We start from the raw sequence: 14,661 nt of genomic DNA, 5'->3' as shown, positions 1-14,661 counted from the left end.
GCTTACAACTTGCTCAACGTGAAAACGTTTAACCCAAATTATAGTGACAAATTGAACAATTAATGTGAGGAAGTTAAAAAAACTCACAACCGTAACAAAAAGTGTCAATTGGGATTCAAATTGTTTGAAATAGTTAACAAACGAAGAAAAAACAAGCATTCTCAATGTTTCACAGTGTAACATCGAGATCTATATCTCCTTTTTTTCGTGACATCTCTGTTTTTATGATTATAAAATGCACACCAAATAATGGTAACGTTTACATCTCTATATTAACTAGCCAAAACTATTCATTCACCAAGTATTGTGTTTGATTATTTTCTGAGTACACTTGCCAGCCCTTAATTTAGTCTCATGAACCACTAGGCGTCATCTCATGTCTAAAACTGCTTCAACGCTCAATAAACGAATGAATATTGTTGCGCTTACCTGGCCAATTTTCGTTGAAGTTCTTTTACGTACCGCACTCAATACCACCGACGTGTTTATGTTAAGTGGCTATTCAGATCTCGCGGTATCTGCGGTGGGCGTCATTACTCAGATAACCTTTTTCCTGATTGTTGTCTCTATGATGGTTAGTAGCGGAACCGGGATTTTAATCGCCCAATTTAATGGCGCGTCACGTTTCATTGATTCAGCCCAAGTAGGCGTAGCCAGTATTCTCTTGGCTTGCGCAGTGGGTAGCTTTTTAAGCTTGTCACTCTTTCTGGGCGCCGAACAATTTATTTCACTATTTGGGCTTGAAAAGGAAGTGGCTGGCTTTGGCTATGACTATCTCATCATTAGTGGCTCGATGACCTTCAATGTGACGATTGGTATTGTTCTCACTACGATACTACGCAGCCATGGTTACTCTCGCTCACCAATGGTGATTAACCTCATCGCAGGTGTGATTAACATTGCTGGTAACTATATTGCTTTGTATCAACCCTTCGGTCTGCCTGTATTTGGTGTGAGTGGTGTGGCTACTGCTACCGTGGTCAGCCAACTCATTGGGACGTTGTTGATGTGCCAAGTGGTACGATCGAAAAACATTGATTTACCTTTCTCACAATGGCGTATCATTCCTAAGGCGCTTTATAAGAAAATAGTTAAGATTGGCGCAATGAATGCAGGAGAGATCTTATCGTATAACCTAGCGCAAATGACCATTGTGTATTTTGTTGTACAGATGGGCACATCGTCACTCGCCGCCTATACGTATTCGCAAAATATCACTCGCGTCTCGTTTGCGTTTGCGCTGGCACTAGGACAAGCAGGCCAAATCCAAACCAGCTACTTTATAGGGAAAGGCTGGACCGATGATATTTTGCATCGAATTCAAAAGTACTACCTCGTCGGCCTTGCGGTATCTATTAGCATCATTTTAGCCATATTTTTATTCCGCTACCCACTCATTGACCTATTTACGCAAGACGATGAGATTGTTGCTCTGGTCGCCATGCTTATCGCAGGCTCTCTCTTTGTTGAATCAGGGCGAGTCTCTAACTTGATTTTTATTGCCGCTTTAAAAGGCTCGGGCGATATCAAATTTCCAGTGCAAATGGGTATCTTGAGCATGTGGGGTGTGGCCGTCTTATTTAGCTACTTGTTTGGCATTCATTGGGGCTATGGCGTAATCGGTGCTTGGATCGCTATTGGGTTGGACGAATGGGTACGTGGTATCGTCATGATTCGTCGCTGGCGCTCAAAAGTCTGGACGCGTTTTCAGCTGACTTAGAGCACTCATTTACTTATGTGACCTGATAGTGTTATCGGAGGACAATAACGTTTGTTCAGCGCCAGTAAAGTCTGATCATTTACCATAAAGATTGATCGTTTTGGGGCGATATCAAGTCAGGTGAGCGGGTGAGTTAAAGTAATTCTCTCCTGTCGGGGTTACTTACCGTAAATATCCAAAACCCCAATATAGTCATTCCAGCGCAGGTACAATGCTGATCGTTTAAGGAAAAATAACCACTTGAACGATCCTACAGTTCAAGCAGACTAACTCTCCAAAGCCAGAGGAGTTAATCTGCTTACCAACGAATTAAATGACCTTTCTACAAGCTACCCGCTAAATACCGATTACCTTGAGGTTTTAAATGCGTAACTACCGATAGAATGGGTAAACGATGCATTAAGCATGACAACCCATGCCACTGTTCGTCGTCACAAAATTCAACCTCAAGATGCACTGCGCTTGGTTATTGGTCTGTCACTCCTAAGGCAAGAGCCCATTAACAACGTCGCTGAGCAGCTTGCTCAGTCATCAAAGCAACTTGATAATGCACTTCTCTCTGCTAAGAGTTCTTTAACGGCGGCCAGACAAAGGTTAGGCGTTGAACCCGTTCAATGGCTATTCCAATAAAGTGCCAATAGTTGGGCAAACAATATAGAAAGTAAAAAATGGAAGGAACTAAGGGTTTATGCCATTGATGGCACTAATTTTCGTACAGAAGATACCCCTGAATGTAGAGAGCATTTTGGCTCTGCCAACACCTCTTCAGAATATCAGTCAGGCTATCCGGTTATGCAGATGACCTGTCTCTAGTCACCTCATCATTAAAGCTGCGGTAGGCCCCTATAGAGAGGCCGGAATCTACTCACAGCGCTTACGGAATCAGCCACTTCCCTCAGAGTGAAGCTCATTTTTGGAGACCTCAATGTTTCGAGTATCGAATAAATAGTATTTTGACACATCGCTATTAGCGCTTGATCACACTAATTTTTGAACTTTAAAATGTGGGCATTAGTTGAACTACAAATAAAATTTGATGTATTTCACATTATCGTTCAAAACAAATGGGCGCGATTACGCTCATACAATTATTTAACACTCGCTTGAAAAAGAGGACCTCGGTCTAATAACCGCCCTGATAAATGTTAAATCCATTAACATCAAACAACCACATAGTGATCAGTGTCACACAAAATACGACCACGGAAGGGCTTCTAATCACCCAGCCCCAAGTTAAACCCACAAAAGTACGACATGAGTCACAGTTACGTTCGCGTTAAACAATGATACTTAATTCATCAAACGAGCAGTGAGTAATCTATAGATGAAGTTAGGAATAGTGGTCAGTGGTGGTGATGCAGTTGGGGTGAACAACTTCATCTATCAAGTTGCGAAGATGTCGAACTCTAAGATTGTTATCTATAACGGAGGCGTTAATGGCCTGCTGTCGAACAATAAGAAAGAAATTAGCTTTCGAGATCTAGCAGATTACAGCCTATCGCCAATGCCCGTAATTTCATCCGGTAGAACCTCGCGCCATCTCAATCCTGAAGAGTACGCCACCATTGCAGCTCATCTGCATAAGAGCAAAGTAGATGCTTTGATCTGCGCGGGAGGCGACGGTTCAATGCGTTTTATGAATACATTGAGTGAGTATGGCGTCAACTGCTTTGGCGTTGGGATGACTGTTGATAATGATATAGCTGGCTCAGCTCATACCATCGGCTTCTCTACTGCGTGTGAGCAGGTTATGAGAGAAGTGTCCAAGCTGCGGAATACAGGTAGAGCCTTAACAAATCGAGTGTTTCTAGTCGAGGTTTTGGGTGCTTACTCTGGCGAGTTAACCTTACAGTCTGCAATTAAGTCTAATGCGGATATCGCTTTAATACCGGAGCATCAAATTCCAGTAGATGAGCTAGCGGTAAAAATTCAAGAGAAACTGTCGGTGCAGAATAGTGTCGTAATTCTTTGCGCTGAGAGTTACACAAAGGAGTATTCACCTGGCTTCCAAGGTGCGATTGATACTCTGAGTCAAGACCTAGAACCCAAGGTAGGCATTCGTATGCGTAAAACCACGTTGGGTTTCGGTTTGCGAAGCGGTGAGCCAACAACTGAAGAAATTTATCAAGGTACGATAGCAGCTACAGAAGTGGTTCGATGCATTCAAAGTGGTATGGCGAATAAGGTGATTATCATCAATTCATCGAATAACCCGATACCACTAGATTTAGGCGGGGTCGAGAGTCGTACGGTTGATAAAGATGGGCATTATTTCAAATTAGCTCAGCAATTGGGCATGGTTTGGTAATTAAACAATAAACAATAAACAATAAACAATAAACAATAAACAATAAACAATAAACAATAAACAATAAACCAAATTAGTGAACGGAAGGAATAAGTAAATGACGATGAATATAATGTGCGTATGCGGTTGTGGTTTGGGTTCTAGCTTTGCTTTGGAAATGACAGCCAAACCTATCCTTGAGAAAATGGGTATTGATTTTAATTTAGGTCATACCACTGTATCTGAAGTTCTATCTCTAAAACCTGACATGATTATTACTTCTGGTACGTTCTCTGATGCGATTAAAGGCGGTGCTAGCGTTGAAGATGCAGCGAAGGTAGTCACAATCAAAAAATTCACTGACTCTGTAGAAATGGAACAGGCAATATCAGAGTTTTTAGATAAGTAACACCTAGAAAAACACTTTTTCTTACTGCTGAATAAGAGATATAGATAGGTAGAAATACCTATCAAGGTACCTCTACACCTTGAGAAAATAATTTAATTAACATTGAAATGGAATCAAATTAATTATGAATGCATTTTTTGAATTTATAGTAAAAGATGTATTGGGGCAGGCCTCAATACTGATCGCGTGTATTGCAATGCTCGGTCTTATTTTACAAAAGAAACCCGCCGGTAAGGTAATCGAAGGAACGTTTAAGACGATGCTTGGTTTCTTGGTCATGATGGCAGGTATAAACATTGTCGTTGAGACATTGACTTACCTAAACAGCATCTTTACAAACGGGTTTGGTATGACCGGCTACATTACTGATGTAGCGGCTATCGCTGGTATTGCGAACCAAACGCTGGGAACGGAAGTTGCACTTACCTTGATGGTGATTTTCGCAACGAATATCGTCATTGCTCGCTTCACGCCTTGGAAGTACATCTTCCTAACAGGGCAGGCGCTACTGTGGATGTCTACCATTGGCGCGGTCATTTGTTACAAAGCCGGCCTATCAGGTGCAACACTAGTATTAACAGGAGGCATCTTCGGCGGTATTTTAGCTGTTGCAATGCCTGCTATTGCTCAACCAGTGGTTCGCAAGATTACTGGGTCTGACAATGTTGCACTTGGGCACTTCTGTACGATTGGCTATATGGTTCAAGCCGCTGTCGCAAAGGTTGTTGGTAAGGGTTCTAAATCTACGGAAGAAATTGAGCTTCCAAAAGCGTTTGCGTTCTTGAGTGATACCTACCTGTCGATGGCAGTAGTTATGGTACCAATGTTCCTAATCCCTGCAATTGCGGCAGGTCCGGAATACATTGCTCAGTACAGTGGTGGCATGAATTATTTGATGTACTCGTTTATGCAAGCAATCGTGTTTACTGCTGGCGTGTTCGTTCTGTACTCAGGTGTTCGTCTATTGTTACAAGAATTAGTACCAGCCTTCCAAGGTATCGCAATGCGCCTAGTGCCAAATGCAAAACCTGCTTTGGACTGTCCGGTTTTATTCCCTTATGCACCTAACGCTGTAATTCTAGGCTTCCTATCAACAACTGTAGGTTCGGTGATCGGTATGTTGCTGTTCCCTATGTTTGGGTTGGCAATGATACTACCTGGTCTGCTGACTAACTTCTTCGCAGGTGGCACTGCTGGTATTTTTGGCAACGCTATGGGTGGTCGTCGCGGAGCAATCATCGGCGGTGTAGTTCACGGCCTATTTATCACTTTCCTACCAGCAATTCTAATCCCTCTACTAGAGACTTATGGTTTCGTAGGTGTGACGTTTAGTGATTCAGACGTAATCGCGTCAGGTCTCCTTTTGGGACACGCATTCAACGGTAACTGGATCTTCGTAGCAAGCTTCGTAGGCTTTGCGGCGGCAATTACTTGGTATGTAAACAAAAGTCTTAAAACTGAAAGTGCTGAACAAGAGGAGCTAAACAATGCTGCATAATTTTAAACAACTAGAGGTCATTGCAAAAGAACGCGGATTCAATGCTGTAGGTTCATTCAATCTTCACTGTATTGAGATGTTACCAGCGTATTTTGAAGCGGCAATGGATACAAACTCACCATTAATGATTCAAATTTCAACAGGTACGGCTCAGTACCTTGGGTATGATTTGTTGGTGGCGTCAATTGTCGCCTTAGCTAAAGAACATGATGTTCCTACATGCCTTCATTTAGACCACTGCTCAAATATTGATGATATTAAACTAGCGATCGATAAAGGTTTTACTAGTGTGATGTACGACGGTTCTCACCTTCCGTTGGCTGAAAACATCACTAATACTAATATTATTATTGAATACGCTCATCCTAAAAATGTGAGCGTAGAAGCGGAACTCGGTGCAATCGGGGGCGCAGAAGATGGTAAGCAAGTTGCAGATGAAGATATTGCATTCACAAAAGTATCTGATGCGCTTGAGTTTGTGGAGAAGTCTAATGTCGATATGTTGGCTGTCAGTATTGGTACTGTTCATGGTTCATACACGGCAAAGACCAATATTCAGCATGACCTACTGATAGAACTAGCTGAACAAACTAAAGTACCTTTGGTTCTTCATGGTGGTACAGGGGTGTCAGATGAAGATATGAGATTTGTTGTATGCAATGGTATGGATAAAGTAAACGTTGGCACGGAGATGAACGTTCAGTGGGTTAAACACTGCCAAGACACTCATGCGAGTGGCAAAGTGAATGATTCAGTGCGCAAGTTCTTCATTCCAGCACGTAGTGCTGTGCGTCAAGTGATTGCAGAGAAAATTCGTCTTTTCCAATAGTAGTTTGATTAATCCTGCTGGGAAACCAGCAGGATATTTAGGAGTCGAAAATGGGTATATTCTCGAAACTATTTGGGCATAAAGAGCCAGTAGCACCAGTCGATGAAACGCAAGCTATAGAGCTTGATGAGGATATAAAGAAGTTAGAAGCCATTCTTGAGTGCGATACTTCCAACGTACAGGTACAGCAAGACCTTGTTGCAAAATACAGTAAGGCAGCCTCGGTATTTTCTCAGGCACCAACGTATCGAGATAGAGTGAATGATGTGTTTACTCGAATGAATGAATTAAGAAATATGGCTAGAACAAATTTTTAAACGGAGGTGGGGATGCTAAAGAAACTATTATCAGAAGCAGATGCAGTACAACTTCAAGTCGATGAGTTGGATTGGGAGAAGGCGTTACAGGTAGCCGCCGTTCCTCTTGTCACGAATGGGACCATCTCACCGGGTTACCTAGATGCAATCATCACTGGTACAAAAGAGTTGGGCGCATACTACGTCTTCGAAGATGAAAAATTTGCACTACCTCACGCAAGACCAGAAGAGGGAGCAAATAGACTCGGTTTTAGCCTAGTAACGCTGAAGGAGCCGATCTCAATAAACGGTAGCCCTGATGTCAACATCATCATCATGCTCTCCGCAGTCGATGGTCATAGTCATATCGAAGAAGGCTTAAAGCCCATCTTTGAAGCATTAATGGAACCATCTGTACGAGATCAGATAGCTTCGGCCAAAGTAAAAGAAGAGGTTCTAGCCTTATTATGAAGAAAGTCATCATAGTGAATGGAATCCCCGCTTCGGGGAAAAGTACCGTAGCAACGAAGATAGCAAAGTACTTCGGGTGGCCTTACCTTTCAATTGATACCATCAAAGAGCCGTTTATGGGTTTACATGGCAGCATTGACCGAGAGTTTAACCGAGAACTAGGTAAAGCTGCTTATAAGGCTATTTGGGATACGGTTGCTAATGCCCCAGATGACTGCGTATATGTAATTGATGCGTGGTTTGGGTTTCAATCCAAAGAATTACTAGAGAGCTATGTCAAGCACTCTGATGTGGTCGACATAACCGAAGTCTGGAATAGTATTTCGCCTGAATTGGTTTCTGCTAGATACCGTTCACGATTGTCTATTCGTAGAGAAGGTCATCCAGGTGAAGAGTACATTCCTGAGTTAATGGCGCTGGCTGAAAGGGCGTCGCCAATGAATATAGGAACGGTTTACTGTGTGGACCAAGATACGGGCGGTGAAGTACATGAGGTGCTTGCTGCCCTTTCAGGCCAACCAAAGGATCCATCGTTAGTAGAACTATCAATGGCGAAATAGATTCGGTCATCACAGTGTTTTAATGTAAAAAACAGTCAATACCATCATTGGTGTGACTGTTTTTTTTATGAGAAAAGTCAGTCTTGATTATTTATATTTATACGCTTCAAGAACGTCTATTATGCTTTCTTAAACAGTATTTCAGTTAGTGTATAGATATGGAAAATTCATACGATATAGTTAAAAACTAATTTTACTGACCATCCAAGATACGACAGAATTGCTTGGTGATCACACAGCCACTCCCCGTACGTTGAAACACATTTGGACATTTCTGAGTTAGAACTTCAACCCTATGTGTGTGAAGACAGATTAGGAAAAGTATCGTAGCCGTATAAAGGTATGAGAAACGCTGCCATCAAGCCAAAACCATTGTACTTTAATCCGAAAATACTAAGCGTTGGTTGTTTCAAAGGCATGGTTCATCTAGTAGCCATTTGACCAAATGGGCTTACTGGATGTAAGGTCGATGATGACTATATTAAAAGCAAAAATAACACGTTGATTAAAGGGGACTTATGCACATTAAAATCATGGAAGAGAATGACTCGTTGGCATCAGAGACTTCCACGTTCCGCAAATGGATTAGACAATCATATCCTGATGTGACAGTTTCAACTCCCGAAAACAAAGCAAGATACCAACTCAATGATCACTCATTGCTGTTACCGTTCGTTCAACTCGTTACATCACCTGACCTTGTCAACTATCTAAACCTTGTCCGTGAATACATGAACTTCAAATTCCGTGGTTCAATGAGGTCAGATACGAACACTATCGAAGTATGTGCTGAGGTTACTAATGGGCCAAATGGAGAGTCCAAGCGATTCCACTTTAAAGGTACAGCTGATGACTACTCGCAGACAGTAGAGAAATTCGACCCTAATGCATTCTTCAATGGTGGCTAGATTGAATTTGGTTATTAGCAGCATGAAGGGTTGTGATTGCGAGAATTACCAAGGGTACAGTGAACATCATCAACGGGTGATATTAGACACTATCAATCAGGCTGAATTTAGTAAAGCCGTTGAAATGTCTAGCACTGTTATCTCACAACTGGATAAAGTCAAAGCTGAAGCCCTACGTCATAAAAGAAACAGCATCTTTATCGAAACCAGTAAGTTCCATGTCTTGAATCACCTATCGAGATTTTGGGAATTTGTACTTCATGGACAGTACTACAAGTCGTGGTGTTCACTTCAAGATGCGTTGGACAACCTTCGTAATGTGAAGAGGTTCAGTGACCATGATTCTGCGTTGGTGGGCTTCTTGGAAGTACAATTAAAAGCGATTGAGTCAGTTTATCCGTATCAGTTGTTTGCTAGTACTGGAATCATCTTCGAGGGTTGTAATTGCAACATCTGTGGTGAAGACATTGACTCATTTGAGTGCTGTCATATTCAGGGTGAATTATACGATGGTGAAGTTGCAATTGGTATCGTACAGAACATCAAGGAATTCGACCATTGTGCACTTGTTGAACATCCAGAAGACAAAAGATGTGTTGTTGGTGCTGATGACAACCATCCAAATATGCTCGTATTGAGAGACCTTGGACAGTACGCTCTTCAAGGTAAGCTAAAACCTCTTGGGTTCAAGGATGTACTTAAAGTTGAATTCGATAAGGCAAATGATGCCTATGTTGAGTTAAAGCCTAATCAGAAGTGTTTTTGTGGCTCTGGAGTCAAATTCAAGAAGTGTTGTCAAGGCAAGAGAACTGTTCGGCATAAACATTATGAGTTCATTGGGATAGGTCTAATTCACGACTAGGCATTCCGACCACATTAGGAAAATCAACCCCAAATTAACATCCTCAGAGTAAGCTGAGCATTGGCACTAACAAGCTTTGGGGCAAAACTAAGCTAACATATGATACTGTTGTGGTTCAGTGAGCGCTGCCGCTAGATTCCTTTCTTAAAAGGAATGACGCATTATTGGATGCTTTGGTTGCTGATTAAGGATAGTTTTTCCAGACACGTTTTTAACATTGATCAAACCTGTATTGTCATCGTTTTAGGTTGGCATTGGTGATACACAAAGAAAATGATCAAACCTTAGTATTCACATTGATAAAAATTGCATGAAAAACCCACACTTTCGATCGAACCATTTTGTCCTATGACAAGTGTCGATATACAAAAGAAACGTATCAGTACAACAAAGAAAGACTCTATATTATCCCGAGTCTTTCTTTGTTGCTTAATTTTGGCTGTTAACTCAGTTTCGGTGGCTCCATATAACTCGTGCACTTGCCTCACTGGTGCGTCTAGCCATTAGAAATACACAGTGAATCAAAGAAAAGATGGCAGTCACTTAGGTTGAAGCTCAGAGTCAGTTCATCTTGTCTCGCGACTTCTATATCACCCGATATGTGAACACGATAGTTATCAAACCCTGCCGCCATCCCAAACAGGTAGGTACTATTTCCTAGGCGCTCGACCGCATGAGTAGTGAAGTGAAGTGTCGCCTCACCGCTGCCATCAACCGCAATATGTTCGGGCCTCAAGCCAAAGCTGACTTTATCCCCTTCCGATACCGCTCGACTGTCGGCTTTCATACTCACAGATTGCCCATCAGGTAATGATATCGTCACGTTGCCTTCATCGGCGGCAGTGACTAAGGCAGGTAACATGTTCATCTTTGGAGAACCAATAAATCCAGCAACGAACTCATTGGCAGGATGATTATATAACTCCAATGGCGATCCCACTTGCTCGACTTTACCGTCACGCAATACAACGATTTTATCGGCTAACGTCATCGCTTCCACTTGGTCATGTGTCACATACACCATCGTCGTATCCAGCTCACGATGCAGGCTTGCTATTTGTAGGCGCATATCAACACGAAGCTCAGCATCCAAGTTAGACAGTGGCTCATCAAACAAGAAGACTTTCGGGTTACGTACAATGGCACGTCCAATCGCAACTCGTTGACGCTGCCCACCAGACATATCTTTCGGCTTTCTATCCATAAGATGATCAAGTTGTAGCGCTTTCGCGGCGCGATCAACGCGTTGTTTGATTTCTGCTTTTGGAAAGCCATTCATCTTCATGCCAAACCCCATATTCTCTTCCACGGTTAGGTGTGGGTAGAGAGCATAAGATTGAAACACCATCGCGATCCCACGCTCAGCGGGATCGACATGGTTCACTACTTGGTTGTCAATTTCCATCACACCGTCAGTGATTTCTTCTAGCCCCGCAATGAGCCTAAGCAGTGTTGATTTTCCGCAACCAGACGGGCCAACAAAAACAACAAATTCACCTTTTTTAATATCAAGGTCTACACCATGAATCACCGTAGTGTCGCCATAACTTTTGACCACATTGGAAAGCTTAATATCCGCCATGCTTTATCCTTTAAAAATTCTGTCACTCACCTTGTCGTTACAAGGCAAAAAATACGGGTTAGCGCGTGAGCGTTGTGGCTTGTATTCGCCTATCGCTCACGATTCGCTCAATGAAAGTTACGCTTCTATATGTCTGCCATTGTCAGCACGAACTGGTAACGGTATTGCCTAGCCAGTAGTTTGAACTCGTCATGGACACTTGGCGTCCATGAATCATCGCCACCGACGCCCATATGGAAACCATCAAGGCGCACAAATAGGCAACCACTATCCACCAGCTCATTGGTATGCTTTGCCATTTTTAGATTGTCCGTGGTATAGCGACTGACTGATAGCTGATGGTCACCTCGAACCTGAAGTGCGCCGATTTGGCTCTCTTTTACATCACTGCGTAATCCACAATCTGTCGGAAAGATATAAGGAGTATGCATGTCGTCGACCGAGACGTGGTAGCGCCCTATGTGAGCGGCCAGTTTTCGATCTGGGTAGTTTTCAAACGGTCCTCGTCCATACCAACTTACCGACTCACTCGTGTTAGCAAGCGCTAACTCCATCCCGACTCTAGGAAGTGAAGGCAACCCTTGGGCTGCATTGACAAGGACATCAATCTGAACTTCACCATCTTGATAAATAGACATCGTCCATACCGTCTCAAAGACTAATGTTCCTTCAAAGGTATAGGCTCGACGAGCTTCGACTTGGTAATGCTGCTGACGAGCAAAGTGCTCAAAGCCAATACATTGAGAGTGCAGTTTCGACAAACCCGCCGCATCCCAGCTTGCCATCCATGTATTGGGATCAATGCGATCGGCTTCACTAGTACCAATATCATTATCAAGCGGCGCGCGATAAAAGTTATCTCGCAGCGCTTGTTGTAACTTCTCATCGCCTGCCACTATCCAAGACGTCAACTCTCCCGTCTTCATATCAAATTCGATCGACTGTTCATTGGCATGCAACGTCAAGCTATCGCCTTTAACCAGCGCTTCTGGTACGCCCGACTCATTGCGCGTGTTCGCTTGTAAACCAAAGCAGCTCGGCAGAATGATTTGCTCGCAAGACACGATATGGTTTGAGTCTGACCAAGCCGTCGCGTGAGGCTTAACAATCTCAATATTTAGGTGATACTCGCACCCGGGTTTAGCCTCAGGGAGACTCGGCGCAAGCTGCATGTCCATGTGGCCCAGCGCCTCTATGTCGATGCTGTTTTCACCCTGTGTAACCGCATGACCATTCTCAGTAATCGTCCAACGCAGAATTTCATCTTGTGTCGTGGTAAATAGGTACTCACTCTCAATTCGGATGCACAATGGTGAGGTCGTTAGCAAAGATACACTATGGAACTGCTGAGCTTTTTTAGCCTCAAAAAGTGTTGGATGTACCGTTCTATCAGGGAAGATTAAGCCGTTGATGCAAAATTGGCGATCATTAATTTCGTCACCAAAATCGCCGCCATAGGCCCAATATTTTTTGCCAGTCTCATCGGTTTTAGTCAGCCCTTGATCGACCCAGTCCCAAATGAACCCGCCTTGCAAACGTGGGTGTTCGCGGAACGCCTGCCAATATTTATCAAAACTGCCGAGGCTATTCCCCATCGCATGCGCATATTCACATAAAATAAGTGGTCGCTTCTCACCTGGCATTCCTAACCATTTTTTAATCCCCAGTTTAGGGGTCACACTTGGGTCAACTGGATGACGTTGGTCGCTGTCTACTCTTGCGTACATCGGGACGATAATATCTGTCGCTGCAGTGTCCGATCCTCCGCCTTCATACTGCACTGGGCGAGAAGGATCGCGCTGCTTAGTCCACTGATACATGGCATGGTGATTGTTACCAATGCCCGATTCATTACCTAGGGACCAAATAATGATGGAGGGGTGGTTTTTATCGCGCTCCACTAGGCGGGTCATACGACGCAGGTAGGCATTCATCCATGTTGCATCGTTCGACAATCGGCACATAGGAAATTGACCATGTGTTTCAATATTAGCCTCATCGACGAGGTAAAGACCAAACTCATCGCAAAGCTCATACCAAAGAGGATCATTAGGGTAATGGGCAGTACGCACCGCATTGAAGTTGTGCTGTTTGAGCAGTTTAATATCTTCAATCATCCCTTCACGAGTCAGGGTATGACCCGTTTCTGGGTGGTGTTCATGTCGATTCACGCCTCGCACTAGAATCGCTTTTCCGTTCACTTTCAATTGGCCTGCCGTGATCTCTACGCAACGAAAGCCAACATTGTAGGCCTCGCAGTCAAGTAATTGACCAGACTCATCTTTGAGTGATACAACCAATCGATATAGGTTAGGCGCTTCAGCACTCCACTTTTTAGGATTGTCGATAGCAACACTATGTTCTGCTACCTCTTGCCAAGGGCCTTTTTCATCAATAATACGTTGACCAAAACTCGATGCTTGTTTACCAAAGACACTCTGTCCTTCAGCATCAAATAACTCGATTTCGATGATGGCTGACGCTTGTTCTAGCTTAGAGGTCATACTAAGTTTGGTCGACACGTTCAGTTTCGCGTCTCGATAACAGGCATCAAGCTCGGTGTTAACCTCTACATCAGAAATCGCCATGTTAGGCTTACAGCATAGGGTCACATTGCGGAAAATGCCGCTCAACCACCACATGTCTTGATCTTCTAAATACGAACCATCCGACCAACGAAGGACCATCACGGTGAGCTGGTTTTCACCTTGTTGCAGCACGTCAGAAAGGTCAAATTCAGCCGCTAAACGACTGTCTTGCGAATACCCAACCCAAGTGTCATTCACCCATAAATGAAACGCTGAATTCACACCATCGAATGTAACGGTATGACGCTTAGCATTGTCTAAAACGTCCATATCAAATACGACGCGGTACACACCGGTTGGGTTATCTTGTGGGACAAACGGCGGCGTATCGGCGAACGGGTACTTAACATTGGTATAAATCGGTTTATCAAAGCCTTGCAACTGCCAGTTGCTTGGTACGGTAATCGGCGACCATTGACTGTCATCAAAACCACGAGTAATGACGTCTTCTTGGACTAATTCAGGCTGCGAGAACAACTGAAACTTCCATTCCCCATTGAGGGAACGACGATTTGTTGATGATTGATTTTCTCGTGCTGCCAGCTCACTGTGAAACGCATGTAAAGGCGCATGGGCATCAAGAACATTATGATGTGTGACATGCTGATTTTCCCACTCACGCGCGGACAAAATTTCACTAAAAGTTCTCAT

General features: G+C 43.4%; 13 protein-coding genes. 11 read left to right on the top strand and 2 right to left on the bottom strand.

The window, feature by feature from the left end; all coding sequences use genetic code 11:
• Positions 1 to 376: 376 nt before the first annotated feature.
• The 11 genes from AB4405_RS01190 (at position 377) to AB4405_RS01140 (ending at position 9,840) form a co-directional block, all read left to right on the top strand.
• On the top strand, positions 377 to 1,720 hold the full coding sequence (locus AB4405_RS01190) for an MATE family efflux transporter (RefSeq protein WP_372059302.1): 1,344 nt from the start codon (positions 377 to 379) through the stop codon (positions 1,718 to 1,720).
• A 378-nt stretch (positions 1,721 to 2,098) separates the two neighbouring features.
• Positions 2,099 to 2,350 carry a transposase domain-containing protein gene (locus AB4405_RS01185; protein ID WP_372059349.1) on the top strand — a complete coding sequence of 84 codons (252 nt, stop codon included), beginning with the start codon at positions 2,099 to 2,101 and terminating at the stop codon, positions 2,348 to 2,350.
• A gap of 694 nt (positions 2,351 to 3,044) precedes the next feature.
• On the top strand, positions 3,045 to 4,028 hold the full coding sequence (locus tag AB4405_RS01180; protein WP_372059300.1) for a 6-phosphofructokinase: 984 nt from the start codon (positions 3,045 to 3,047) through the stop codon (positions 4,026 to 4,028).
• 97 nt (positions 4,029 to 4,125) lie between these two features.
• Complete coding sequence (locus AB4405_RS01175; RefSeq protein WP_372059299.1) at positions 4,126 to 4,416, top strand: PTS sugar transporter subunit IIB; 291 nt, start codon at positions 4,126 to 4,128, stop codon at positions 4,414 to 4,416.
• A gap of 124 nt (positions 4,417 to 4,540) precedes the next feature.
• Positions 4,541 to 5,914, top strand: coding sequence for a PTS sugar transporter subunit IIC (locus AB4405_RS01170; protein ID WP_372059297.1), 1,374 nt, complete (start codon positions 4,541 to 4,543; stop codon positions 5,912 to 5,914).
• The gene (locus AB4405_RS01165; RefSeq protein ID WP_372059295.1) at positions 5,904 to 6,743 is read left to right on the top strand and encodes a ketose-bisphosphate aldolase; all 840 of its coding nucleotides are present in this window, start codon (positions 5,904 to 5,906) and stop codon (positions 6,741 to 6,743) included. Before AB4405_RS01170 ends, AB4405_RS01165 begins: the two co-directional genes overlap by 11 nt.
• A gap of 50 nt (positions 6,744 to 6,793) precedes the next feature.
• Positions 6,794 to 7,060, top strand: a complete 267-nt coding sequence (locus AB4405_RS01160) for a hypothetical protein (protein ID WP_372059294.1) — start codon at positions 6,794 to 6,796, stop codon at positions 7,058 to 7,060.
• Between the two features lie 12 nt (positions 7,061 to 7,072).
• Positions 7,073 to 7,510: a PTS sugar transporter subunit IIA gene (locus tag AB4405_RS01155; RefSeq protein WP_372059293.1), complete on the top strand. Its 438-nt coding sequence runs from the start codon at positions 7,073 to 7,075 to the stop codon at positions 7,508 to 7,510.
• Complete coding sequence (locus tag AB4405_RS01150; RefSeq protein WP_372059291.1) at positions 7,507 to 8,070, top strand: AAA family ATPase; 564 nt, start codon at positions 7,507 to 7,509, stop codon at positions 8,068 to 8,070. The genes AB4405_RS01155 and AB4405_RS01150 overlap by 4 nt, the downstream gene beginning before the upstream one ends.
• A gap of 518 nt (positions 8,071 to 8,588) precedes the next feature.
• A complete protein-coding gene (locus tag AB4405_RS01145) occupies positions 8,589 to 8,978 on the top strand; it encodes a hypothetical protein (RefSeq protein ID WP_372059289.1) in 390 nt (129 codons plus the stop codon).
• Position 8,979: 1 nt separating this feature from the next.
• Entirely contained in the window at positions 8,980 to 9,840 is an 861-nt protein-coding gene (locus AB4405_RS01140) for an SEC-C domain-containing protein (protein WP_372059288.1), read from the top strand.
• Positions 9,841 to 10,336: 496 nt separating this feature from the next.
• Here the strand turns inward: AB4405_RS01140 and AB4405_RS01135 are convergent, their stop codons facing one another.
• Both AB4405_RS01135 and AB4405_RS01130 read right to left on the bottom strand, forming a co-directional pair.
• Entirely contained in the window at positions 10,337 to 11,422 is a 1,086-nt protein-coding gene (locus tag AB4405_RS01135) for an ABC transporter ATP-binding protein (protein ID WP_102468422.1), read from the bottom strand.
• Between the two features lie 125 nt (positions 11,423 to 11,547).
• Entirely contained in the window at positions 11,548 to 14,661 is a 3,114-nt protein-coding gene (locus AB4405_RS01130; RefSeq protein WP_372059287.1) for a beta-galactosidase, read from the bottom strand.

This window comes from Vibrio sp. 10N.261.51.F12 (genome assembly GCF_041471725.1).
Lineage (GTDB): Bacteria > Pseudomonadota > Gammaproteobacteria > Enterobacterales > Vibrionaceae > Vibrio.
Note: the sequence above shows the minus strand (reverse complement) of the source record. Positions and strands in the feature narration are given on the sequence as shown.

Excerpts from the sequence above, each read along its gene's own strand:
- AB4405_RS01170 (WP_372059297.1), top strand. The coding sequence starts at position 4,541 with ATGAATGCATTTTTTGAATTTATAGTAAAAGATGTATTGGGGCAGGCC.
- AB4405_RS01145 (WP_372059289.1), top strand. The coding sequence starts at position 8,589 with ATGCACATTAAAATCATGGAAGAGAATGACTCGTTGGCATCAGAGACT.
- AB4405_RS01155 (WP_372059293.1), top strand. The coding sequence starts at position 7,073 with ATGCTAAAGAAACTATTATCAGAAGCAGATGCAGTACAACTTCAAGTC.
- AB4405_RS01190 (WP_372059302.1), top strand. The coding sequence starts at position 377 with ATGTCTAAAACTGCTTCAACGCTCAATAAACGAATGAATATTGTTGCG.
- AB4405_RS01180 (WP_372059300.1), top strand. The coding sequence starts at position 3,045 with ATGAAGTTAGGAATAGTGGTCAGTGGTGGTGATGCAGTTGGGGTGAAC.
- AB4405_RS01150 (WP_372059291.1), top strand. The coding sequence starts at position 7,507 with ATGAAGAAAGTCATCATAGTGAATGGAATCCCCGCTTCGGGGAAAAGT.
- AB4405_RS01130 (WP_372059287.1), bottom strand. The coding sequence starts at position 14,661 with ATGAGAACTTTTAGTGAAATTTTGTCCGCGCGTGAGTGGGAAAATCAG.
- AB4405_RS01160 (WP_372059294.1), top strand. The coding sequence starts at position 6,794 with ATGGGTATATTCTCGAAACTATTTGGGCATAAAGAGCCAGTAGCACCA.
- AB4405_RS01175 (WP_372059299.1), top strand. The coding sequence starts at position 4,126 with ATGACGATGAATATAATGTGCGTATGCGGTTGTGGTTTGGGTTCTAGC.
- AB4405_RS01165 (WP_372059295.1), top strand. The coding sequence starts at position 5,904 with ATGCTGCATAATTTTAAACAACTAGAGGTCATTGCAAAAGAACGCGGA.
- AB4405_RS01135 (WP_102468422.1), bottom strand. The coding sequence starts at position 11,422 with ATGGCGGATATTAAGCTTTCCAATGTGGTCAAAAGTTATGGCGACACT.